The sequence below is a fragment of the Actinomadura syzygii genome (assembly GCF_008085905.1).
Classification (GTDB): domain Bacteria; phylum Actinomycetota; class Actinomycetes; order Streptosporangiales; family Streptosporangiaceae; genus Spirillospora; species Spirillospora syzygii.
This window is the reverse complement of sequence record NZ_VSFF01000007.1, coordinates 353,759-377,470: the sequence shown is the minus strand read 5'-3', so window position 1 is coordinate 377,470 and position 23,712 is coordinate 353,759. Positions and strand designations below refer to the sequence as shown.

The window sequence follows — 23,712 nt, the reverse complement described above, 5'->3', positions numbered from 1 at the left end:
GCCATAACGCCCCGCCTTCGGCGAACGGACATCCATCTGGATTTTAGTCCGACTCCCGAGATCGTTACACGCCGATATCGTCCGCGCCGCGTCCGCCGTACGTTCGATTGCGGCTTCCCGCCTGGTCGCGAGTTCCCGGCTCGTCCCCGGCGCGGCGGCCCCGGCACGCTATTCTGACCACGGAGGGCGATCAATGGGCGTTCGCAGGCTGCTCTTCTGTCTTGTCTGTCCGGCCCTCTTAGCGTGCCTGGGGCAGCCCTTAGCCGAGGCGGCGGAAAACCCGTCCGCATTATCCGACGCAGCGCCGTCCCAGGCCCCCGCGTCGCAGCGGGAGGCCGCCACCGTCTACTGCCTGTCCCACCCGAGCCAGATGGCCGTCGCCCTCCTGGCGCTGGGGCTTCCCGTCCCCGGAGCCGCGCCCGGTGCACCGGCCACGCCGGGCCCGAGCGCGTCCCCCGGCACTTCCGCCCCGCCCTCCCCCTCGCCGTGGCCGACTGTGGCCGAACGCGCTCCCACCCCGTCCGAACTGCGCGCCTGGGCCGTGCATAACAGCGGGGAATTCAATCGCGCGTGCGACGCCTTGATCGGATCCCAGTCCGTTTCGCGCGACAAGGAGAAGAAGGGCTCGTCGGCGTGGGTGTCCGCTGGAAAGATTCTCGGTCCGCTCCTCTTGGGCGCGCTCCTCACACTCTTCACCACCGAATGGCGGGCGGCCATCGACCGCGGCCGCAAGGAGGCTCTGGAACTCCGGCGGCTGGGCCGGGAATTCCGCGCCGCCGCCGACGATTACGCCGAGCGGCGCAAGCAGGCCGACCAGCCGCCCGCGCAGCCCGTGCAGACCGCCGGACACGCGCTGGCGCTCCGCCTGGAGGAGGTCAAGGCACGCCGCACCTGGTGGCGCACCGTCTCGCCCGTGCTCGCCGCGCTCGTCCCGGACCGGCTGGACGAGACCGTGCTCACGGGCTGGACCGAGCTGGGCGAGGACGACAGGAAGGCCAGGCACACCGCGGTCATGGACGCCGTCCGCCGCATCGACGCACAGGTCGGCGGCACCGCGCGCGCTCTGGAGCACCCCTGGCGCCCGCCGCTCCTCCGCTGGTTCGTGCTCTGGCAGAAGGTCCCCTCGCGATGAACGAGCCGAGGCCGCAGAGCGGTCGTCTCTCCGCGAAGAACCCGCTCCGGTTGAAGCGGTACGCCGACAGGCCGCCGCTGGCCCTGGAGCCGCATCGGGTGAAAGAGCACAAGGAACACTATGTGGAAACCCGATCGTTCACGACGTGCTTCGACGAGTTCAAAGAGGAAATCAGCGATCTCGAAATGATCCGCGACCGTGGACATCTCGTCTACGTCCACGGCGCGCACGGCACCGGGAAGACGTCTCTTATCTGCAGGTGCGCCTACTACCTCAAGGAGCTTCCCACTCAGGCAGAAGTGTGCGTGGTCGATGCGAGGTCACTGGTCGGCCCCACCGGGACACCGCAGCGGCGAATGCTCGGGCTGGCCCTCAGGATCTGCTGGGAACTGCTGGCGAGCCAGCATTTCCGGGACGACCAGAACCGAAAACAGCAGGTCCAGAATGTGATCAGCGACATCGAGCGGCTGAAGGCGGACAGGAGCCTCACGCCGGACACGATCCGAACCGAGATCAGCACCATGTTGTTCGAGATCGACCTCGCCTCCGTCCGGGACGGCCCGCTGGTCGTGGTCATCCTCCCGCGTTCCAGCAACCTCGCGGACGTGTGCTTCTACGCCGACGTCGTCCAGCCCTGCATGCTGTTCTTCACGGAGATCCAGGACGAGGACCTCGACGAGGGCGAACCCCCGTTCCACGGCAACATCTCCGTCATCCAGCTGCGCACCCGCTCCCTGGAGGTCGAGGACGGCTGGGCATTCATCCAGCAGCGCCTCTCCGGAAAAATGGACGGCCAAGAATCCTGGAAGATTCAGGCAGACGATATCAAGAGAATTATGACCGCCTATGAGGGTCGCATGACGATAAGGATGCTGGTGGACGGACTTGTGGATCTTTTTGAGCAGATCATTGGTACTGACAGTTCGCGAGATGTGAGTTACAGTGACTTGGAGTCCCAATTCATCGTGGCTCGCGGATCGAGGGAACGGGCTCCTCATGACCGATGATCATGAGCCGTCGGCGGCGGCACGGCCCAACCCCTTTCCCCCCGGCGCCTCCGCGATGCTGGGCGAACTCCCGGACGAGGTGGCGGGCCTCGACACCCGGGCGATCCGCACCGCGCGGCACGTGGTCGACGAGTACCTGGCGCGCGGCCTGCGGCCCTGGCGGGACACGCGCGCCAGACCGGGCCCCGTCGCCGACCCGCGGGAGTTGACCGACGACGAGGCGGTGCGGGCGTCCTCCACCGGCGCGAGCGGCGAGGTCATCGCCGTCTTCGGGGAGGCGGGCACCGGCAAGACGCACCTGCTCAACACGCTGATCCACCGGCTGCGCCATCCGGCGCCCGGGGCCGCGATCCCCCGCAAGATCGTCTATCTGTCCGCCCAGGCGTCCGACTTCGGCACCCTCTACCGGACCTCGTTCATCCCCAGGTTCCATCCCGACGAGCTCAAGAGCGTCGTCCTCGGCTACTACGCCGACGTGGTCGCCGAACGACTCAGGACCGACTTCCCGCAGCTGACCGAGCAGGCGCGGGCGCTGGAGCGGCGCGACCCCTCCGTCGACCCCCGGACCCTCGCCCGGCAGACCGGGCTCGCGGCCCGGGTGCCGCGGCAGCTCCAGGAGCGGCTCTGGCAGGTGACCGGGAGCAAGCAGTTCGGCACCGCGTTCGCGCTGCTCGCCGACGTGCAGCTCGCGCTCGCGGTGATGGACTGGCTGGCCGGCGGCGTCCCGCCGGACGCCCGCCTCCAGGAGCAGGGGGTCACCGGGGAGCTGTCGTCCGACGCCCAGATGCTCGACTGCATGGGCGCGCTGACCAGCCTCTACGGACGGCAGGGCCTGCACTTCGCGCTCCTCGTCGACGACATCGAGAGACTCTTGGGCCGCCCCGACCAGCCTCCCGCCGACACCCCGAAGTCGTTCCACAAGCTGCTGCGCACGTTCGTGGAGAGCGGGGCGCTGCTCGTCCTCGGCGGCCTGCCCGAGTACGTCGACCAGATCCCCGCCGAGGTCCGCTCCCGGATACGCACCCTGATCTCGCCGTCCCCGCTGGACGGCGAGCAGATCGCCGAGTACGTCAGGCGCCGCCAGGGCGGCGTGCTCGACCCGTTCGAGCAGTCGGCCTGCGACGCGATCCACCGGCTCACCGGCGGCCGTCCCCGGCAGGTCGTCCGGCTCTGCTACCGCAGCTTCCAGCTCACCGAGCCGCCCGCCAAGGTCGACGTCCCCGCCGTCCACGAGGCGGCGCGGCGGGAGAACCTCGGGTACGTCGCGTCGCTGGACGACATCCGCTCGCAGGTCTCGGAGATCCTCACCGGGCGGGGCTGGGACGCCGAGACGCGGCACCCGCTGCGGCCCGGCGGCGAGCGTCCCGACTTCTGGATCGCGATGCCCACCGGGCAGGACGGCGCGGGCTGCGCGATCGTGGTGAGCGGCCGGCTCGTGCTGCCCACGGACGCCGAGCCGCTGATCGAGCGCGTCGAGACGCTGCGCCGCGACAGCCCCGAGCGCCGCGTGGTCGTGGTGACCGGGTTCCTCAGCGAGGAGATCCGCCCCGCCCTGACCCAGGCGTGCGGGGCGCCGCCGATCGTGTACGCCGCCGACCGGTTCCACGAGGTCCTCACGTCCCGCCTGGACGAGTTGAACCGCGAGATCCTCGGCCGCCGTCCCGGCCCCGGTCCCGCCGCGGGCGGCGACATCGCGCTGATGCGCGACTCGGTGGACCGGATCCGGCGGCAGGTCACCGCCTCCCACGACCGCGTCCTCGACCTGCAGAACCAGGTCGAGCAGATCCGGCGGCACACCGACCGGCAGCTCCAGGCGATCAAGAGCGACCTGGCGCACCTCCCGGCCGCGGCCGGGCAGGAGCCGGAGGATCCGGGACGGGAGCTGCCGGAGGCCGTCGTCCGGCTGTTCACGCTGGCGCTCGACTCCCTCGCCGCGATCGACGACGTCGACGCCTACATCGGCCGCGCCTTCGACCTGTCCCGGGACGACGCGGCCACCACCGGCGCGATGCTCAACTACCGGTTACGCCGCTACGAGATCTTCGAGGCGATCGGGGTGAGCATGGTGCTGCGGCGGCTCGTCACCTCGTTCGAGCGGTCGGTCGCCTCCTGGCTGGCCGACGTGCGCTCCCGGTCCGGCCCCGGTTCGGGCCTCGGTCCGGGTCCCACCGCCGACGACCGTGCGCGGCTCGACCGGCTGTGCGAGGCGTTCGACGCGAGCTACGACGCCGTCCCGCTGTCGTCGCTCAGCCAGCTCGACGCCCTGTCCGACGACGCGGTGCCCGGCCTCAGCGGATCGGTCGCCCAGGTCGCGATCGCCGAGAGCCTGGACGGGCTGAGCGGCCGCGTCCGGCACAACGTGCTCAGCGCCGCCGAGACCATGGACCGCGACCCCGGACCGCCGCCCGTCTAGGCCGGGCCCGCTTCCCGGTCGCGGGCGTGCTCGTCGATGTCGCGGGCGTGCTCGTCGATGATCGTCTCCAGACGCCGGTCGGCGTCCCACACGCTCGACTGGCGCAGCGTCACCCCGAACAGCACGAGGCCGTCGGGCAGGCTCCGGTAGTACAGCGCGCCCTGCTCGACGTCCATGACGAGGCGGTCCAAGCGTCCCCGCAGGACCGGTTCGAGCTGGTACGACAGGGACCGCACGAGCTGCCGCGCGGAGAGGCTGATCTCCTCGTAGCGCTTCCTGCGCTCGGCGACCGACACCCTGCGGAAGTACTGCCCGAGGGCGTCGTCGGCGAGGACGTCGGTGGTGAAGAGGTGCTCGCCGCCGCGATGGGCCGAGACGTAGTGCAGGTCGAGCGGCGAGACCCGGCGGCGGCTGAGGTCGAGGAGGCGGGCGTCGGCGCCGGGGGCCTCGAACACGACGGGCGCCGGTTCGGGGACGTCCGGGAGCGCCGGCGCGTACGTGCTGTAGCCGCCCAGGTTCTCCGGCCCCAGCGAGTAGAGGGCGCGGACCCGGTCGGAGATCCACGCCATCTGCTGGTCGCCCAATTCGGCGGGCTCGCCCTCCCGCGCGACGCCGAACTGGGTCTCCCCCGGGCGGAGCGAGATGTAGTAGACGGCGCCGGAGGCGCAGGACAGGACCATGCGGATGAGACGCCCGCTGTCCAGCGGGGCCGTCCAGGCGTCGCACTTGTCGAACGTCGGGCCGAGCCTGCAGCCGATGCGGGTGTGGAGCTTGCGGTCCTTCGGCGTCAGGCCGGGGTCCTCCACCGCGAAGCGGAACATGCCGTCGATGAAGTTCGCCGTGTGGACCAGCCCGGCGGCCCGCTCGAACTCCTCCTCGACGGTGTGCTCCAGTAACAGCGTTCCGGGGCTGCCGCCGACGTGCTCGGCACGCCGCGTGGTGAGCCTCGCGGTCTCGGTCACCTCGGTCTCCTCTCCAGGGGGTTCCGGGCCGGTCTCAGATCTGCGGGGCGTCCCATTCGAACGCGCGGCGCTCGGTGCCGGGCGCCTCGTCCCGCAGCCGCGCCCGGGTGTGGGCGAGGTTCCCGCGCACCGCGAGGGCCCACGGGTGGTCGTCGTCGGGATAGCAGGACGCGAGCCGCTCCTCGGCCTGCTCGTCGAGGGCCAGGGCCTCTTCGGGGCGGCCGAGGGCCATCAGCGCGTTGGCCCGGTCGACCAGCGCCCCCACCACGTACGGGTGGTCGTCGTCGAGCTTCTCGCGCAGCGCGTCCAGCGCGGTCTCGCTCTGCTCCCCGGCGAACTCGGCGTCGCCGCAGGCCAGCGCGTAGACCGACAGGTTGCAGCGGGCGAGCTGGACGAACGGGTGCCCCTCGTCGTACAGGCCGAGGTAGCCGAGCACCGCGTGGCCCGCCCCGCCGCGCGCGGCGTCGTGCGCGCCGCAGGCGTGCTCGGCCGCGGCGAGGGCCAGCCGGCAGGCCAGCGTCTCGTAGTTCTCGCCGGGGTGGACGTCCAGGTGGAGGCCCAGCAGCCGGCGCAGCTCCCGCAGGTCGGTGTGCCGCGCGTCGGGGTCGCCCGGCCGGTGCCGGCGGGTGATGCGCTGGTGCCGCTGGGCGCACAGCAGGTGGGGGTTCGCGGCGTCCTCCCGGTACAGCTCGCGGAGGTCGGCGACCGCGACGGTCAGCTCCCGCGCCGACTCCTCGTACTGGCCGAGGTGGCGCAGCAGCGCGCCGATCCGGTACGTGGAGACGGCGACCTCCAGCCGGTCGCCGGGGTCGACCCGGTGCTGCCGCTCCCGGTTGCGCCGTTCGAGCTCCAGCGCCTCCCGGACGGACGAGTCGAGCCCCTCCAGCGTCAGCGACAGCGTGAGGTTCTTCGCGGCGGTCCTGGTCAGCTCGTGGTCGTCGCCCAGCTCGCGGCGCAGCCCGAGCAGCGTCGCGCGGTCGCGGTTGAGCGCCTCGGCGAAGTCGCCGGACAGGCGCAGGTCGGCCGCGTACCCCCGCGCGCTCATCAGCGTCCGGATGTCGGTGCGGCCGAGGCGCATCTGCCGGTTGAGCGCGTCCGCGGACAGGACGGCCGCCGCGTCGAAGTGGCCGAGCGCCCGCAGCAGGTTGGCGCGCTGCACCTCGACGCGCAGCAGCAGCGGGTCGTCGGGCCCCCAGTGGCCGCGCCAGTCGGCCGCGAGCCGCTCGGCGGCGGCGAGGCCGAGCGAGCGGTCGTGTCTGTCCCCGGCCACGTACAGGTGGCGCAGGTGGCAGGCCAGCCAGCGGCGGACGGGCCGCTCCCGGCTCGCGAACGCCTCGCTGACGACCAGGTGCCGGCGCAGCTCGGCGAACGTCGCGGCGTGGTAGGGCTGGTCGACCTCGGCGTCGGCGGGCGCGAACGCGGCGAGGACGCCGTGCACCTCGGCGACCACCTCGGCATGCTCGTCCTCCGCCAGCGACTCCCGGATGATCTTCTGGACCATCCGGTGGACGCGCAGCTCCCCGCCGAGCTCGTAGTCCACCTCGGCGAGGCCGTACCGGGCCAGCCGGATGAGCAGCGCCTCCAGCCGCACGGAGTCCTCGGCGAGGTCGGGCCAGCGCTTCTCCAGCGCGGCGAGCATGGCGGGCGAGAACAGCAGCCTGCGGCCCACGCCGTCGGGCGACAGGAAGGCCGCCATCCGCATCAGCCGCACGGCGGCGTCGCCGGAGTCGGCCTGGCGCAGGGACTCCAGCGTCAGCCCGAGGACGATCCGGGCGGTCACCAGGTCGGCGTCCTGCGGCCCGGACGCGGTCGGCGCGGCGGCGAAGCGGTCGGCGAACAGGCTCAGGAACGTGTCGGCCGCGTCCTCGACGGCCTGGAGCTCGCGGAACGCGGCCGCCTCCGGCCGGACGGGGCCCGGCGCCTCGGGAAGGGTGGCGCCGCGCTGGGCCCGGTCGGCGTGGCGCTCCACCCACGCTGCGGCCAGCGCGACGTTGAGCGGGAGGTCGCGCATGTGCTCGGCGAGCCGGTCGATGTGCTCCTCGGAGAGGGCGGGGACCGTTCCGTGGAGCAGCTCCCGGCTCTCGGCCCGGGTGAACGCCCCCGCGCGGGTGGCCTTCTCGACCCGGCGGACCAGCACGCCGTTGCGGAGCGCCTCGACGTTCCCGCCGGTGATGACGACGTGGCGGCCGCGGGTGGTCTCGGGCACGAGGTCGTCCAGTTCCTCGGCGCGCTCGACGTTGTCGTAGACCAGCAGCCAGGTGCCCGCGCGGTCGACCTCCTCCTTGACGAACTGCGCGACGGGGTCGCCCGCGGCGGACGCGGGCTTGCGGCCGTCGCCGCGCGCGTCGACGGCGTCGCGCATGGCGGTGAGCCCGGCCCGCACGCTCGGCGCCGACGCCGCGGTGATCCACCAGATCACGTCGTAGTCGCCGGAGAACCGGTGCGCGTACTCCATGGCGAGCCTGCTCTTGCCGGTGCCCGCCGGGCCGTCGATCGTGTAGATGCCGTCGCGGTCGGAGCCGAGCAGCGCGTCGCGCATCCGCTCGATCTCGTCGCCCCGTTCGACGAAGGGCCCCGCGGGCGGGGGCAGGCGGCGGGCGGCCGGCGGGCGGCGGGGGAAGCGGGGTTCGCCCAGCACGTCCCGGTGTTCGGGCGGCTTCCGCGCGGGTAACAGCCGCCGGAACAGCTCCTGGCGGGAGTCCCGCTCGTCGAGGGCGAACAGGTCGATCCGCACGGAGTCCGGGACGTCGTCGGCCGGGTCCTCGGGCGACAGCCTGAGATACCAGCCGCCGTCGGACACCGCCGCCGCCGAGGTGGCGGCGCCTTCGGGCCCGATGACGATGACGAGGTCGTCATCGCGGGGCGGGCCCTCCCCGACCGGGCGGAAGGGCGTCGAGCGGAGCTGGACGGCGAGCCAGTCGGCCCAGGCGCGCTGGGCGGGCGCGTAGACCACGCGGTACCGGCGCGTCCGCGAGGCGCCGTCCGCGCCGACGCGCAACCGGTACGCCTCCACCGTCTCGGCCGTGGCCCGCGGCGGGTCGAACCCGGGGTCGCCGAGGATCTCGCGGAGCGCGTCCCGGTAGGCGGGCAGGAGCCGGGCGGCGACCGGGTCGCCGCCGAACACGGCGAGCCTTCCGGCGGCCCCGGCGTCTGCGTCGGAGCCGGATTCGGAGCCGGCGTCGGAGACCTTGGGGATCGCCATCCGCCGCCAGTAGCCGTCGCGCGCGGCGGGCGGCGTCGTGCCGGGGAACAGCCACGCGAAACGCACCCGCGCCTCGTCCTGCCACGCCGGGTCATCGACCTGCATGAGCAGCGGGACGATCCGGGGGACGTCGGCGGCGCTGAGCCCCCGGGCGAGCCGCTCACCGGCCGCGATGCCGCCGCGGTCGGCCCTGACCCCGATGGCCACGGTGTCGGCGAGCTTCGCCAGCGCCTCCGCCGGGAGGCCGACCGCGTCGACGAGCACGTGGTCGTACTCGGTGCGGCGCAGGCTCGTGCGGAGGGCCTCGGCGAATCCGACCGGGTCGGGGATGTCCGGCCCGGTCCAGTGCCCGCGGGCGCCGCCGCGGCCGAGCGCGGGGAGGAAGTCCACCCGGCCGCCGATCGGCGGGCCGGGCGGTCGCCGGCGCCGCAGGGCGGGCTGCAGATCGAGCCCGTCCGGGGCGCCGGCGTCGAAGCCGCGGGCGAGGTCGACCAGCCCTGCCTCGCCGGGGCCGCCGGCGGCGAACGTCTCCGCGTGGTCCTCCAGGTCGGGCGACGCCAGGTCGCCGTCGACGAGGAGCACGGCGCGGCCGGCGAGCGCGAGCATCCAGGCGAGGTTCGCGAGGGCGGTGGTGCAGCCCGCGCCGCGCTCCGGGGAGGTCAGGGCGATGACGTCCGGGGGGCCGCTGCGCGGCGGGACGTCGGGCACGGGGACCAACGCGGCTCCTTCGGGCTCATATTCGCGCCTTGAACGTCAGGTACAAAGCCGACTCTTCGAGGTTCTCCCAATAGATGCGGCTGACGGCTCTGCGGAGTGCCTCGCTCGGCAGCGCGTCCATTTGGTCGAGATCGAAGTCGGTCACGTCGATGATGGTGGTGGGAAGATCCTCGCTCGCCTCGTCCATCGATCACTCTATTCGGCTGACACGGGAGTTCTTTGGGGTTGACCGAATTCGGCCGCACATGTCAAGGCCACTTCCGCCATCCCGCATGGGCAGGGTCAGGCTAGTCCCGATCCGCAATGGCGACTGCGTCGTCTGCCGCTTTTTCCACGTCCGGCCAAGGACTGATGAGGGCCTCTTCGCCGGGGTCCGGCGGCCGGTCGGCGAACCGGTTAAGAATCCCGTTGGAGGCGTAGTGCAGGACGTTCACGACGAGGATCGCGGGCGCGACGATCCCGACCGTGCCCCGGAAGTCTGGTTCCAGCGCCAGCGCCAGGATGATCGCGGTGATCCCGTTCTGCTGGCCGAGCGCCAGGTGGACGCGGTCGCGGCGGCTCAGCCCGTGCTTGAGCACGGGCACCACGAGCAGCGAGATGAGCGCCTGCGCGCCGAACGCCGCGCAGCCCAGCACGAGCGCGGGGAGCGGGTCGACGCCGTCCACGAGCAGCAGCCCGAGGGCGAAGGAGGCGATGAGGAACGCGACCGACACGGCGCGGTCGATCAACCCGGCGTACGCGCCCACGCGGAAGAACAGGCCGGTCACGGCCACGGCCAGCATCAGCATCGAGTCGGCGGCGACCAGGAAGATGGCCGCCAGCGCCACCAGGGAGAGCAGGTCGACGCCGCGCCCGCCCCCTTCGCCGTCCGACCCCACCCGCCTCCGCAGGGCCCGCAGCGCGAGGAACACCAGCAGCGCCCCCGCCACCAGCACGACGTTCCATCCCAGATCGACCAGATAAGCGCTTAGCCCGCTGCCGGACGGACCGGCCCGCGGCGAGCCGTCCCGTCCCGACAGCCGGAAGGCGAGGATCGAGAAGTAGAGGGCGAGGAGCACCGTCACGGGGTCGTCGAACGAGGCCCAGGCGAACAGGAGCGCCTTAGCCCGCTCCGACATCCGGCTGCCCGCCCGCATCGCGGCCACCGACAGCGGGTCGATCTGCGCGACGGCGATGCCGAGCACCAGGTAGCGGGCCTCGTGGAACGCCAGGAGCATCACCCCGGCGATCAGGGTCGCCTTGAGGACCACGCCCAGCGTGACGGCCACGAGAACGCCCCGGACGTCCCGCCTGAGCGCCCCGAGCTCGATCGCGTGGGTGCTCCCGTACAGCCCGACCGCGAGCAGGAACCCGGCGAGCAGCGAGTACCGGGCCGACCCCGCCAGGTCATGCGGATGGACGAGCGCGCCCGCGCCGAGCCCGGCCGTCGTGGCGAGCACCGCCCCGACCACGATGAGCGGGACGATCCGCGACAGCCGTCTCCACGATAAGCGCGCGCCCAACGGCACACTCCGTTCCAGGGGCCGACTCCAGCCCTTCGGCGGACCACCGGCGGCCGGACCCGCCGATGCCTGCGAGCACGGACATCATAAGAAACGATCTCCACCCCCCGAAAGGCCACCGCGATACCAGTCGACTTACCTCCTGACCGAATCCGGCTACCTCCGTGAAGCCGGAGATTCCATCGTTTCCATGGACAAAGTCCGTCGACGAACCGTCAGCGAAAACGCAACGAAACGAGCCCACCCGACTCCCGCGAAACGACGTACGCACGCCCCGAAAAGGGGTTTTATCCAGGCCTACCGACCCGGTGGCAAGGCCATCGCGACCTTTAGCGACGCGACCGATGCGTACGGCCACCCACGTCCGGCCGACCGGATCGCCGATCGCCATCGGCCGTTCCCGGTCAGACGTGAATCATGCCGAATCTGATTCATCCCTTGCATCAGGGCTTGTAGAGCAGGTAAACCGGTCCAGAAGCGGAGCGACGCTGGCCGTAGAACCGAGCCGCGTCCGATTGATTCACGATGATTCACGCCGAGGGAGCGAACGGCGCGTGCCCGATGAAGAGAAGCTGCTCGCGAACCGGTGGCGGCTGGCGCGCGAGTTGCGGAGGCTCCGCGAGCAAGCCGACCTGTCCGGACGTCGGCTCGCGGAACGCGTCGGCATCAGCCAGTCGAAGGTGTCACGGATCGAGTCCTGCGCGACGATCCCGACCCACGCCGAAGTGGCCGCGTGGGCGGACGCCACCGGCCTCTCCGCGAGCGCGGCCGAGAAGCTGAGGACGCTCGTCGACGCCGCCTACACCGAGTTCCACCCCTGGAAAAGCGCACTCCAGGAGCGTGTTCATCTCCAGCACGATATCCAGGAGATCGAGAACGCGACCGGGGTCAAACTCGTCTACGAGCCGTCGATCGTCCCCGGGCTGCTGCAGATCGCCGAGTACGCGCGGCGCGTGTTCACGCAGTTCGAGCCGGCCTATCCCGCGGTTGACGTGCCGGCCGCCGTCGCGGGCCGACTCGACCGCCAGGTCGCGCTCTTCGATCCGGCACGTCGGTTCGAGTTCGTGGTAGCCGAGGCGGCGCTGCGCTTTCGGATCGCGCCCGTCGACGTCATGCTCGCCCAACTCGACCGTATCGAGTCGCTGAGCACCCTGGAGAACGTGTCGATCGGGCTCATCCCGCAGTCCGCCCCCGCCGTCACCCACGTGCCGCACGGTTTCGTCGTCTTCGAACCGGCGGACGACGAGGCCGACACACTGGTCATGGTCGAGACCGTGCACGCCAATCTGACCGTCGCCGATCCCGGCGACGTCGAGCTCTACAAGAGGCAGTGGTCGCTCCTCCAGGGGTCGGCCACGTTCGGCGGCTCCGCCAGCGGGTTGCTCCGCGACCTCGCCGCCGAGCTGAGAGCGCTGCCGCCGGAGAGCGTCCGATGAGGCCGGAGCGGGTCCGGGCACCCGGCGGACGCTCGTCCGCCGGGTGCCCGGCCCTGGAGGCGCGCCCCGATCAGTTCGTCAGCCACCGGACGAATCGCGCGACCGGCTCCACCAGGAGCCGGACCGTGATGTCCGCCCCGGCGGTGAGCAGGACTCGCGCCGATGCCCCGCCCCGCACGCGGCGCCGGAACTGGGCGTACTCCTTCCGGCTGAACACCAGCCCCGGCTGGTACGGGTTCTTGCTGTCCCTGATGACCACGGCACCGGCGATCTTCTCGACGATCACGCAGCCGCCTCCGCCGTTGCACCGGAAGTTCGTCTCCGGCCAGTCGTCGCTCTCGAACATTCCGATCCTTCCCTCGTCCTCCGCGCCATCGCGCGGTGAGACGACCTTCGGTCAGGCCGGTGCGCGTGAAGTCCGTCCCCGGTTCGCCCTCGGTGCGTTAGGAGTACGGTGATCAACTTCGGGATTCTCGGCCGGGTCACGGCCTCACAGGGCGACTGGGTCGCGAGCCTCGCCCGCCAACAGCAGCACCTTCTCTCCGTCCTCGTCCTGGCGGGCGGCAGTCCCGTCGACCGCCCGAGCCTGGAGACGGCGCTCTGGGACGAGCAGCTCCACTCCCCGGAGGGGGGTGTGAAACGGGTGGTCTCCGAACTCCGCGCGCGGCTGGAGCCGGCCTTCCGCGGCGTTGGCGACCCGATCCCCGGTGCGAGTGACACCTACAGGCTCCGCATCGCGAGCGACCAGGCGGACGTCCTGAGGTTCCGGGCCAAGTCGGCCGAGGCTCGAAGGGCCACCGGGCCGCGATCGACCGAACTCATGCGTGCGGCTCTGGAGGAGTGGGGGCCGGAGGCCACGGGCCTCTACGGCGGACGGCCGCTGGGTGGGCTGCCGGGCCATTGGGCCGACGCACGCCGGACGGCGCTCCGTCTGGAGCACCGCGACGCGGTCATCCACTGCCTGGAGCAGGACCTGCGCGACGAGCGCTATGACCGGCTCGTCCGGGAGTGCGAGCGACTCGCCGACGAACCCGACACGCTCCACGACTCCGACTTCGTCCACCTGTGGGTGACCGCGGCGCACAACACAGGACTTCCCGGCCGGGCCGACCAGATCCTCCGGCTCGCCGAGGACTCGGTCCGGCGCCATCTCCAACGCCCGCTCGACGGCCGCCTCCGGGAACTCGCCGAGCGGATCCGAACCGATTCCACCTCTACCCGTGGGAGAGCGATGATCGACCGAGGCAGGAAAAGAGAAGGCACGGACGGAAACAGCGACGGCACGGTCGTGTTCAACAACTACGACGACACCGCGGTGGGCGTGCAGACCGCGCAGGCCTCCGGGAGCTTCACGGTCAACATGCCCGCCAAGGATGTCTCGGTGAAGGTCCAAGGCGAAGAGGAGCCGGAGGCGTGAACGCGTCCCGGCACTCCGAGGGTGAGCACAACGCGACGTTCAACGCTCACGACAACGCGAAGATCGGCGGCCAGTTCGCCTACATGTACGGCAACGTCCACATCTACGACGTGGGCGAGTCCGCGCCACCCGAGGAACGGTTCGACAAGGCGCTCAACCTGCTCGACGGCGCCATGCCCCGGCGCGCGGAGCAGCTGATCCAGGAGGCCGTCGAAGGGGGCTACCAGTCTCACAAGGTCGCCTATTACTGGGCGCTGGCGGTTCTCAGCGGGCGCTCCTTCGACCACCTCGACAACCCGGAGTTCGAGTCGCTGCGCCACGCCTCGGCGCTCGTCGACCCGAACAACCCGGACGAGTGGGTCGAAGCACTGAACGTGATCACTCGTTTCGTCAACTGCCTGCTCCAGCAGGAGCGCGTCGGCATGATGAACGAGCAGGAGTACGAGCTCTCCCTCCGGTTACACGACGCTCTTCCGGAAGTCCGGCGAGAGGAACTGCGCCGGCACCTGGAGTTCATCATGACCGGCGCGCTCCAGGATCGGCTGGAGGCGACCTACGCGGCCAAGATCAGGGAATACCGGATGGCGGGTGATCGGGAGAACCGCGCCAAGAAGTTCTTCACGCCGATCCCGTACCCGCCGATCCCGCGTGAGCCGACCGAGTCCGCGATCACCACGGGTGCGCGGGTGGGGGCCGCCCTGGGCGCGGTCATCGCGGGCATGTCCCTGCTCACCGCGTTCTTCGTGATCATTCCGGCGGCTCCGCTGACCGCCCTGCTGTTCGCGACCGGAGTGGGCGGCGGCGGCTACCTGCTGGCCACCAAGGGCATCGAATGGCTGGTGATCCAGGGCCGTATCGCCGCCGACGACTCCCGGCACGGCAAGTACCCGGAGACGCCCACCGCATACACGCCCGCAAAGCCGCAGGAGGACGAAGAAGACGACGACCACGAATGGGGCGAGAGCGACCGGGCCGACCGGGAGCACCGGAGCTTCCTGCGGCGCCGTGATGCGTTCCGCTCCGTCGTCGCGCCGTTCGTCGACATCTGCTTCGTCCTGGAGAACCCCGACGGCGCCAACAAACGGAAGGACTGGTGGGAGGCCACCAAAGGTCTGCGCGACGCGCTGGCCGACGACATCCGGCGCCGCTACACCGAACCCGACTTGATGATCAACGAGCTCGACTGGCTCATCACCTGGCACGCCGAGCGGGCCAAGGAACGCTGGGAGAAGGGGACGCTGCGCGAGCACCGCGATGGCCTGCGCGCCCAGTCGCCCGACGGGATGGCCGTTCTTGGACGGTTCGCGCTCGGGTTCGGGCTGCTCTGCGGCGTGATCGGCCTGTTCCGCGCGAGCCTCGGGTTCGGGCTGCTGCTCATCCTGCTCGTCGGCGCCGGCGCCGCGATCGGCTGGGCCGGCGGCTTTCGCGTCCAGGTCGTGAAGCAGCGGATCAACCGCGCCGAGGCGGAGTGGATCGCCGCCGAGGAGGCCGCGGAGAAGGCCGCGTTCGAGGCCTGCCAGGCGGAACTCGCCGACCGGCCGAGCGACGCGGAGATAGCCCGCTGGCTGGACCATGACAAGTTCTACATCAAGAACCTGGCGATGAACACCTGTGGTCTGGCCAATCGCGACATCGTCGCCCATGCCATCCTCACCGAGTACCTCGCGCCCTGCATGAAGGCGCGCGTGGTGTTCGGCCCGCCCCGGTACTCCCGCTACCGGGTGATCGTCTTCCTGCTGACCGAGGCCGGGGTCCGGCAGATCAGCGTGGACCTCGACTTCCTCACCGGCACCGTCAGCAACCAGCAGCGCAACAACTTCCGCTACGACGCCATCGCTTCCGCACGGGTGCTGGAGGTCGGGGTGCGGTTCGACGCCGGCCGCCGCAGCGTGATCCTCATGGAGGAGGCCGACAAGGCGAAGAAGGACAAGGACAAGAAGAACGTCGAGTCGCTGATCTCCAGCCAGGCCTTCCGGCTCTCCCTGACGGGCGGCCCGCCGATCGAGATAGTGGTCGAGCATTTCGACGAGGGCTTCCTCGACCGGTTGCGGGAGAACGTCGACAGCCTCTTCGAACTGGCGCTGGACAACTCGGGCGTGCGGGGCGCGCTGCGTGTTCTGGAATCGGTGGCCGCCGAGGGCCGAGAGTGGCTGGGCCAGGAGCGCAAGCGCCGCACCCGGCGGATGTTCGACTTCAAGCGCCAGATCGACACGCGCCGCGAACTCCCCTGGGACACCGGCGACGACAGCGGGGGCGGGGTTCCCGCCGTTACCTGAAAAGAAAAGTGGGGTTGGCCGGGCAAGAGGTTAGCCCCAGCGCTCAGTGCCGCGGACGAATGGAGGGACGAATGACAAAGGGCCCGTGTTCTCTAGGTTGAGAACCGGGCCCTGGTGCCGTGCTACTTGGTAGCGGGGGCAGGATTTGAACCTGCGACCTCTGGGTTATGAGCCCAGCGAGCTACCGAACTGCTCCACCCCGCGGCGATGGCTTAACTCTATGGGGCTCGGGGTGCTTAGGCAAACGGGTTTGGCGGAGCGGGGGCCTGGAGGGCGGCGGGGAGCGTGGTAGGTGACGGCGGAGTCGTTGGCCTGTCCGGCGGTGGTGATGATGCTGTTCGCCGCCGCCGACCGCGACGACCGCGAGTTCGTCGCCGTTCACCCGTGGCTGGAAGAGCCTCCCAGCCACGGGCATCGGGGCCGCCTGACACGGGCCGCTCAGCCCATGTGCGGGTAGCGGTAGTCGGTCGGCGGGACGAACGTCTCCTTGATGGAGCGCGGCGACGTCCAGCGGAGCAGGTTGAACACCGATCCGGCCTTGTCGTTGGTGCCGGAGGCCCGCGCCCCGCCGAACGGCTGCTGTCCGACGACGGCGCCGGTGGGCTTGTCGTTGATGTAGAAGTTCCCGGCCGCGTAGCGGAGCACCTCGGCGGCGTGCGCGGCGGCCTCCCGGTCGTTCGCGATGACGGCGCCGGTCAGCGCGTAGTCGGCGATCGACTCCATCTGCGCGAGCATTTCCTCGTAGCGGTCGTCCTCGTACACGTGGACGCCGAGGATCGGCCCGAAGTACTCGGTGCGGAAGATCTCGTTGTCCGGGTCGTCCGACACGAGGACGGTCGGCCGGACGAAGTACCCGACCGAGTCGTCGTAGGTCCCGCCCGCGACGATCTCGACGTCCGGGTCGTCGTGGGCGCGGTCGATGGCGGCCTTGCTCTTGGCGAAGGCCCGCTCGTCGATCAGCGCGCCCATGAAGTTGGACAGGTCGGCGACGTCCCCCATGGTGAGCCCGTCGGCCTCGGCCGCCAGGGCGTCCTTGAGGCCGCCGTCCCAGATGGACCGCGGAACGTACGCGCGGGACGCGGCCGAGCACTTCTGCCCCTGGTACTCGAACGCGCCGCGCACGAGCGCCGTCTTGAGCACGGCCGGGTCGGCGGACGGGTGCGCGACGACGAAGTCCTTGCCGCCCGTCTCCCCGACGAGCCGCGGGTAGCCGCGGAACTTCTCGATGTTGTCGCCGACCGTCCGCCACAGGTGCCGGAAGGTCGCGGTGGACCCGGTGAAGTGGATCCCGGCGAGGTCGCGGTGCTCCAGCGCCACGCTCGACACGGCGATCCCGTCCCCGGTCACGAGGTTGATCACGCCGGGCGGCAGTCCCGCCTCCTCCAGCAGGCGCATGAGCAGGACGGCCGAGTAGGTCTGCGTCGGCGACGGCTTCCACACCACGACGTTGCCCATCAGCGCGGGCGCGGTCGGCAGGTTCCCGGCGATCGCGGTGAAGTTGAACGGCGTGATCGCGTAGACGAACCCCTCCAGCGGCCGGTGGTCGAACCGGTTCCACACCCCGGGGCTGTTGATCGGCTGCTCCGCGAGGACCTGCCGCGCGAAGTGCACGTTGAACCGCCAGAAGTCGACCAGCTCGCACGGGCTGTCGATCTCCGCCTGCTGGACGGTCTTGGACTGCCCGAGCATCGTCGCGGCGAGCACCGTCTCGCGCCACGGCCCGGCCAGCAGGTCCGCGGCCCGCAGGAAGATCGCGGCCCGGTCGTCGAAGGACAGCGCCCGCCAGCCGGGGGCGGCCTTCAGCGCGGCTGCGACGGCGTCGCGGGCGTCGTCCTCGGTGGCCGTGCCGAACGTCCCGAGGACGGACGCGTGCTTGTGCGGCTGCACCACCGCGACCTTCGCGCCCGCCCCGAGCCGGCGCTCGCCGCCGATCGTCATGGGCAGGTCGATCGGGGCCTCGGCGGTCAGCTCGGCGAGCCTCGCCTCCAGCCGGGCCCGCTCGGCGCTGCCCGGGGCGTAGCCCCGCACCGGCTCGTTCGCCGGCGTCGGAACGGTGGTCACGGCGTCCATGGAAGGAACCTCCTGTGGAGTCGGCGGACTGAGCGGGTGAGCGGGGCGGGTCAGCGGGAGGTGAAGGAGCGGAGGAAGAACACGAGGTTGGCGGGGCGCTCGGCCAGCCGCCGCATGAAGTAGCCGTACCAGTCGGCCCCGTAGGGGACGTAGACGCGCATCTGGTGGCCTTCGGAGAGGCGCCGCTGCTCGGCCGTCCTGATCCCGTACAGCATCTGGAACTCGTAGGTCGACGGGCTTCTTCCCGCGGCCAGCGACAGCGCGATCTCGATGATCCGCGGGTCGTGGCTGCCGACCATCGGGTATCCGTCGCCGTTCATCAGCGTCCGGAGGGCGCGTACGTAGGCGCGGTCGACGTCGCGCTTGCTCTGGAAGGCCACCGACGCGGGCTCCGCGTACGCGCCCTTCACCAACCGGACCCGCGACCCCTCGCCGACCAGGTCCTTGAGGTCGCCTTCCGTCCGCCGCAACATCGACTGGATGGCGACACCGACCCAAGGGAAGTCGACGCGGAGCTTCCCGAGGATCTCCAGCGTGGAGTCGACCGTGGTGTGGTCCTCCATGTCGAGCGTGACGGTCATCCCGACGCTTCCGGCCGCGGAGCAGATCTCGCGGGCGTGGTCGAGGGCAAGGTCGCCGGGGAGCGCCTGGCCGAGCGCCGACAGCTTCACCGAGGCGTCCGCGCCGTTCGCGTACCCGTGGTCGGCGAAGGCGGTGAACAGCTCCAGGTAGGCGTCCCGCGTGGCGGTCGCCTGAGCCCGGTCCCTCGTGTCCTCGCCGAGGTGGTCGAGGGTGACGCGCAGTCCGGCCGCGTCCAGCTCGCCGACCGCGTGCAGGGCGCCGCCGAGGTCCTCACCGGCGACGAACCGGTCGACGACTCCCCTGGTCAGGGGGACGGACGTGACGAGGCCACGCATCCGCCGGCTGCGCGCGGCGGCGAGCAGAAGGGGACTGAGCATCGGACCCTCCAACGTCTGGGAGACACCTCGCACGTTAGGAGCGCCCGGCCACCTCGCCGTATAGCCAAACGCAACTTTTAATGCGCGATTTCTTCATACAGACGTATGATGGGCGTTCATGGACCTTCAGGAGATCGCGGAACACGCGGCCGACCTCCTCCGCGCCCCCGCCACGCTGGAGGACCGCGACTTCCACCTCGTCGCCTACGCCGCCCACGGGGACACGATCGACCCCGTCCGGATGGACTCGATCCTCCACCGCCGCGCCACGCTCGCCGTCCGCACCCGGTTCGAGCGGCACGGCATCGCCCGCGCGACGGGGCCCGTCCGCATTCCCGCCGACACGTCCGTCGGGCAGCTCGGACGGCTGTGCCTGCCCGTCCGCTGGAACAACGTCACCTACGGCTACCTCTGGCTCCTCGACGACCAGGAGCGCATCACCCCCGCCCAGGCCGCCCAGGCGATGCCCCTCTGCGAGCGCGCGGCCCTGCACATGGCCCGCCAGGCCCGCGAGCGCGACGACCTCGGCTGGCGGGTCGCCGACCTGCTCTCCACCCACCTCGACGTCCGCACCCAGGCGGCGGACGAGCTGACCGACGCGGGCGTCGCCGAGCCGCCCTTCACGGTCGCCGTCCTGCGCACCCCGAGCGCCGAGCCCCTCAACCCGTGGCTGCTCCCCCACTCCGCCCTGGCGACGGTGTGGCAGCGCGACCACGTCCTGGTGATCCCGTCCACGTCGTCCGCGCCGATCGACCGGGCCCGGCGCCTCCTGGAGGAGCGGAACGTCACCGTCCGGGCGGGCGTCTACTCCCCCTGCCTCGCGCTCGACCAGGTCCACGAGGGCTGGCTGCGCGCCCGCGTCGCCGCCCGGGTCGCCGCCCCCGGCGAGACCCGCGACTGGACGTCCCTCGGCGCCCTCCGCCTCCTCCGCACCGCGGGCGACGAGGCCCTCACCCAGTCCACGCAGACCGAAGGCGCCGAACGCCTCCTCCGACACCCGGACCTGGCCGAGACGGCCCGCACCTACTTGGACCTAGCGGGCAATGTCCAGAAGACGGCCCAGGCCCTGAACATCCACCGCCAGACCCTCTACCACCGCCTGCGCCGCATAGAAGACCTGACGTCCCTGACTCTGACCAACGGCCAAGACCGCCTGACCCTCCACCTGGCCCTAACCCTCGCCCCGCACCTGAAGCCGGACGTCCCCTAGGACTCCAACTCCGACTCCGAGAGGTGGGCGTGCTCGGTGCGGAGGGTCCGTTTGAGGATTTTGCCGCTGGGGTTCTTCGGGAGGGCCTCGGCGAACACGACGTACTTCGGGCGTTTGTAGCCGGCGAGGCGGGTTCGGGTGTGGGCGTGGACGTCGTCGGCGGTCAGGGACGTGCCCGGCTTCGGGACGACGACCGCGGTGACCGCCTCGATCCAGCGGGGATGGCCGATGCCGAACACCGCGACCTCGGCCACGCCGTCCAGTTCGTAGACCGCCTCTTCGACCTCGCGGCTGGCGACGTTCTCGCCGCCCGTCTTGATCATGTCCTTCTTGCGGTCGACGACCGAGAGGTAGCCGTCCTCGGTCATGACGCCGAGGTCGCCGGAATGGAACCAGCCGCCGCGGAAGGCGTCGGCGGTCTTCTCCTCGTCCCGGTAGTAGCCGAGCGCGGCGTGCGGGCTGCGGTGCACGATCTCACCGACCTCGCCCGCCGGGACCGGGTTTCCGTCGTCGTCGACGAGAATGGTCTCGACGTTGATGGCGGCGCGGCCCGCGCTGCCCGCCCTTTCGAGCTGCTCGTGCGGACGCAGAATGGTCGCGAGCGGGGCCATCTCGGTCTGCCCGTAGAAATTCCACAGCCGCACGTTCGGCAGTCGGCGCATCAGCTCCCGCAGCACTTCGACGGGCATCGGCGAAGCGCCGTAGTACCCCTTGCGGAGGCTGGAGAGGTCGCGCTTCTCGAAATCCGGGTGGCGTAGGAGAGAGATCCAGACGGTCGGCGGGCAGAACAGTTTGGTGACCTTCTCCCGCTCGATCGTCTCCAGCAGGACGGCGGGGTCGGGGCCCGGCAGGATGACGCTGGTCGCCCCCAGGTAGACGTCCACGGAGAAGAAGCAGTCGAGTTGCGCGCAGTGGTACATGGGCAGGGAGTGCGCTTCGACGTCGTCCTCGGTCATGCCGCCGTCGATCGCGCAGCTGACGTACTGGGAGATCAGCGACCGGCTGGAAAGCATCACGCCTTTGGGACGCGATTCGGTGCCCGAGGTGTACATGAGCCTTAGCGCGTCGTCGTCTTCGACGAGTACATCGGGTGCGGTTTCCGGGCCGGACGTCCACCAGGCGTCGACGTCCTCCCAGCCGTCGGCGGGAGCGCCGCCTATCGCACCGCGCACACCGCCCTCTATTCCGGCGGTGGCGAGCGCATTTTCGGCGGTGCGGACGAGCGCGTCCTCGGCGACCATTCCAGACGCCCCGGAGTGGTCGAGGATGTAGGCGACCTCGTCGGCGTTCAACATGAAATTTATCGGGACGAGCACGACCCCGAGTTTCGCGGTGGCGAACACCGTCACGGCGTATTGCCAGCAGTTGTGGCCGAGCAGCGCGAGCCGGTCGCCTTTCCGTATGCCGCGTCCCGCCAGGGCATGGGCGGCGCGGTTCACGGCGGTGTCGAACTCGGCGTAGGTGAAGCGCGCGTCGCCGACGACGGCGAGTTTCCCCGGATACCGCCGCGCCGTCCGATGCAGCAGGTCCCCCACCGAGTGCCGCCTCGCCCGCCCGACCACGTCCACCGTCGCCTCCGCCCGCCGTCCACCCGCCAGTCCGCCCGGCCGTCCACCGATTCCGGCGAACATAACCGCTGGCAGATGCCCCTGGCCACCCCCGAAAGGGGGGACCGCGCCCGCACGCCGCGCCGGGGCCGTCCCTCGGCGCCGTGTATCGCGGACGTATCGAAAACCGCATACGCCCTCGCAACGATCTTCCTTCTTCAGTGGAGGCATGAACCACAGCGCATCAGTCTCAGAGAGGGACGGCGCCGTTCCCAGCGGGGCGACGGTCTCGGTTTTCGACGACGGGTCCCCCGCGGTGGGAGGGCTCGACCCGGATCTCCGCGACGCGCTCCGCCGGGCGGCGGCGGACGCGGAGTCCGACGGCGTCCGGCTCCGGGTCAACAGCGGCTGGCGGTCGCCCGAGCATCAGCGGCGGCTGCTGCGGGACGCCATCGCCAGGCACGGCTCGCCGGACGAGGCCGCCCGCTGGGTGGCCACTCCGGAGACGTCCGCCCACGTGTCGGGCGAGGCGGTCGACATCGGCCCTCCCGAGGCCGCCGCCTGGCTCTCCGACCACGGCGCCGCGTACGGGCTCTGCCAGATCTACCGGAACGAGCCCTGGCATTTCGAGCTGCGCCCGGACGCGGTCGGAAACGGCTGCCCGCCGATGTACGCCGATCCGACCGAGGACCCGAGGATGCGGCCGTGAGCCGATCCGCCATCGCGGTTCAGCACAGATCGGGGACCTTTCCCCCGCCCACCCTGGAAACGCTGCCCGTCGCGGTGACCGCGAACGTGGCGAGGGTCCGCGCGCGGACGCGGAGCACGATCATGGCCGTCGTCAAGGCGGACGGCTACGGCCACGGCGCCGTCACGGTCGCGCGGGCCGCCGTCGCCGCCGGCGCGGGATGGCTCGGGACGACCAGCCTCGCGGAGGCTTCCGCGCTCCGCGCCGCCGGGTTGGAGGCGCCGATCCTCGCCTGGCTGCACCCGTCCGGGATCGACGCCGAGGCGGCGGCGACCGCCAAGGTCGACGTCGCGGTCGGGTCGGTGGACGAACTCGCCAGGCTCCTAGCGCAGACCGCGCCGACGACGGTGCGGATTCACCTCCACATGGACACCGGCATGTCCCGTGGCGGCTGCCCCCGCGCGCAGTGGGACGAGCTGCTCACCCTCGCCCGGCGCGGACAGCAGGCCAGACGGGTCCGCGTCACGGGCGTCATGGGGCATCTCCCGCTGGCCGACCGCGCTGATCCGGTGGCGAACACGGGGGCGGTCGCCGGTATGCGCGAGGCGGTCCGGATGGTGCGGGCGGCGGGGTTCGGTTCGCCGCTCACCCATCTCGCGGCCACGTCCGGGACGCTGACCGACCCGGCGACGCACTTCGGCCTGGTCCGCGTCGGGGCCGGGCTGGTCGGCATCGATCCGTCCGGGAGCGTGGAGATGCACGGCGCGTCCCGGCTGACCGCGCCGATCGTGCACACCGCCCCGGTCGGGGCCGGGACGCCGGTCGGCTACGACGGCGCGTACGTCACCGACCGCGCCACCCATCTGAGCGTCCTCCCCCTCGGCTACGCCGACGGGATCCCGCGAGAGCTGTCGCCGCAAGCCGGGGTCGAGATCTACGGGCACCGCTTCCCGGTCGTCGGACGGGTCTCCATGGACCAGATCGTGATCGACACAGGCGCCGAGTCATTCCCGGTCGGCACGTCCGCCACCGTGTTCGGCCCAGACGGGGGCGCGACCCCGTCCGTCCACGACTGGGCCCGGTGGGCCGGGACCATCCCGCACACCATCGTCACCGGCATCGGCCCCCGCGTGAGCAGGAGCACCGCGTGAGCAGGAGCACCGCGTGAGCAGAA

At 71.2% G+C, this 23,712-nt stretch carries 18 protein-coding genes and 1 tRNA gene; 10 read left to right on the top strand and 9 right to left on the bottom strand.

Features of this window, described 5'->3' with window-relative positions; all coding sequences use genetic code 11:
- Nucleotides 1–580: 580 nt before the first annotated feature.
- From FXF65_RS19625 to FXF65_RS19615, 3 genes are read left to right on the top strand one after another with little or no spacing between them, the layout of a single operon-like run.
- Nucleotides 581–1,132, top strand: coding sequence for a hypothetical protein (locus FXF65_RS19625; RefSeq protein ID WP_148351406.1), 552 nt, complete (start codon nt 581–583; stop codon nt 1,130–1,132).
- A complete protein-coding gene (locus FXF65_RS19620) occupies nt 1,129–2,139 on the top strand; it encodes an ATP-binding protein (protein ID WP_148351405.1) in 1,011 nt (336 codons plus the stop codon). The genes FXF65_RS19625 and FXF65_RS19620 overlap by 4 nt, the downstream gene beginning before the upstream one ends.
- The gene (locus FXF65_RS19615; RefSeq protein ID WP_148351404.1) at nt 2,129–4,552 is read left to right on the top strand and encodes an ATP-binding protein; all 2,424 of its coding nucleotides are present in this window, start codon (nt 2,129–2,131) and stop codon (nt 4,550–4,552) included. Before FXF65_RS19620 ends, FXF65_RS19615 begins: the two co-directional genes overlap by 11 nt.
- Here the strand turns inward: FXF65_RS19615 and FXF65_RS19610 are convergent.
- From FXF65_RS19610 to FXF65_RS19600, 4 genes are all read right to left on the bottom strand, one after another.
- Nucleotides 4,549–5,514, bottom strand: coding sequence for a hypothetical protein (locus FXF65_RS19610; RefSeq protein ID WP_148351403.1), 966 nt, complete (start codon nt 5,512–5,514; stop codon nt 4,549–4,551). The two genes, FXF65_RS19615 and FXF65_RS19610, sit on opposite strands and share 4 nt — an antisense overlap.
- 34 nt (nt 5,515–5,548) lie before the next feature.
- A complete protein-coding gene (gene fxsT / locus FXF65_RS19605; RefSeq protein WP_246198969.1) occupies nt 5,549–9,424 on the bottom strand; it encodes an FxSxx-COOH system tetratricopeptide repeat protein in 3,876 nt (1,291 codons plus the stop codon).
- Nucleotides 9,425–9,449: 25 nt separating this feature from the next.
- Nucleotides 9,450–9,620 carry a hypothetical protein gene (locus FXF65_RS43830; protein WP_187412397.1) on the bottom strand — a complete coding sequence of 57 codons (171 nt, stop codon included), beginning with the start codon at nt 9,618–9,620 and terminating at the stop codon, nt 9,450–9,452.
- 100 nt (nt 9,621–9,720) lie between these two features.
- Nucleotides 9,721–10,935, bottom strand: coding sequence for a cation:proton antiporter (locus FXF65_RS19600; protein ID WP_148351401.1), 1,215 nt, complete (start codon nt 10,933–10,935; stop codon nt 9,721–9,723).
- Nucleotides 10,936–11,489: 554 nt separating this feature from the next.
- Here FXF65_RS19600 and FXF65_RS19595 point away from each other — a divergent pair.
- The gene (locus FXF65_RS19595) at nt 11,490–12,371 is read left to right on the top strand and encodes a helix-turn-helix domain-containing protein (protein WP_246198945.1); all 882 of its coding nucleotides are present in this window, start codon (nt 11,490–11,492) and stop codon (nt 12,369–12,371) included.
- Nucleotides 12,372–12,441: 70 nt separating this feature from the next.
- Here the strand turns inward: FXF65_RS19595 and FXF65_RS19590 are convergent, their stop codons facing one another.
- Nucleotides 12,442–12,717, bottom strand: coding sequence for a DUF397 domain-containing protein (locus FXF65_RS19590; protein ID WP_148351400.1), 276 nt, complete (start codon nt 12,715–12,717; stop codon nt 12,442–12,444).
- Between the two features lie 108 nt (nt 12,718–12,825).
- Here FXF65_RS19590 and FXF65_RS19585 point away from each other — a divergent pair, with 108 nt between their 5' ends.
- A complete protein-coding gene (locus tag FXF65_RS19585) occupies nt 12,826–13,788 on the top strand; it encodes an AfsR/SARP family transcriptional regulator (protein WP_148351399.1) in 963 nt (320 codons plus the stop codon).
- Nucleotides 13,785–16,064, top strand: coding sequence for a hypothetical protein (locus FXF65_RS19580; protein WP_148351398.1), 2,280 nt, complete (start codon nt 13,785–13,787; stop codon nt 16,062–16,064). Before FXF65_RS19585 ends, FXF65_RS19580 begins: the two co-directional genes overlap by 4 nt.
- Nucleotides 16,065–16,191: 127 nt before the next feature.
- Here FXF65_RS19580 and FXF65_RS19575 read toward each other — a convergent pair.
- A tRNA-Met gene (locus tag FXF65_RS19575) sits at nt 16,192–16,268 on the bottom strand.
- A gap of 88 nt (nt 16,269–16,356) precedes the next feature.
- Here FXF65_RS19575 and FXF65_RS43825 point away from each other — a divergent pair.
- Nucleotides 16,357–16,521, top strand: coding sequence for a hypothetical protein (locus FXF65_RS43825; protein ID WP_187412396.1), 165 nt, complete (start codon nt 16,357–16,359; stop codon nt 16,519–16,521).
- Here the strand turns inward: FXF65_RS43825 and pruA are convergent.
- Complete coding sequence (gene pruA / locus FXF65_RS19570; protein WP_148351397.1) at nt 16,503–18,134, bottom strand: L-glutamate gamma-semialdehyde dehydrogenase; 1,632 nt, start codon at nt 18,132–18,134, stop codon at nt 16,503–16,505. The genes FXF65_RS43825 and pruA overlap by 19 nt on opposite strands.
- 50 nt (nt 18,135–18,184) lie before the next feature.
- Nucleotides 18,185–19,093 carry a proline dehydrogenase family protein gene (locus tag FXF65_RS19565; RefSeq protein ID WP_148351396.1) on the bottom strand — a complete coding sequence of 303 codons (909 nt, stop codon included), beginning with the start codon at nt 19,091–19,093 and terminating at the stop codon, nt 18,185–18,187.
- A gap of 118 nt (nt 19,094–19,211) precedes the next feature.
- On the opposite strand from FXF65_RS19565, the gene FXF65_RS19560 reads away from it, so the two are divergent.
- The gene (locus tag FXF65_RS19560) at nt 19,212–20,303 is read left to right on the top strand and encodes a PucR family transcriptional regulator (protein ID WP_148351395.1); all 1,092 of its coding nucleotides are present in this window, start codon (nt 19,212–19,214) and stop codon (nt 20,301–20,303) included.
- On the opposite strand, the gene FXF65_RS19555 is transcribed toward FXF65_RS19560, so the two are convergent.
- Nucleotides 20,300–21,871: an acyl-CoA synthetase gene (locus FXF65_RS19555; protein WP_246198944.1), complete on the bottom strand. Its 1,572-nt coding sequence runs from the start codon at nt 21,869–21,871 to the stop codon at nt 20,300–20,302. The genes FXF65_RS19560 and FXF65_RS19555 overlap by 4 nt on opposite strands.
- Nucleotides 21,872–22,166: 295 nt before the next feature.
- Here FXF65_RS19555 and FXF65_RS19550 point away from each other — a divergent pair, with 295 nt between their 5' ends.
- Both FXF65_RS19550 and alr read left to right on the top strand, forming a co-directional pair.
- The gene (locus FXF65_RS19550) at nt 22,167–22,559 is read left to right on the top strand and encodes a M15 family metallopeptidase (RefSeq protein WP_246198943.1); all 393 of its coding nucleotides are present in this window, start codon (nt 22,167–22,169) and stop codon (nt 22,557–22,559) included.
- Nucleotides 22,556–23,689: an alanine racemase gene (alr, locus tag FXF65_RS19545; RefSeq protein WP_148351392.1), complete on the top strand. Its 1,134-nt coding sequence runs from the start codon at nt 22,556–22,558 to the stop codon at nt 23,687–23,689. The genes FXF65_RS19550 and alr overlap by 4 nt, the downstream gene beginning before the upstream one ends.
- The last annotated feature ends 23 nt before the right edge of the window (nt 23,690–23,712 follow it).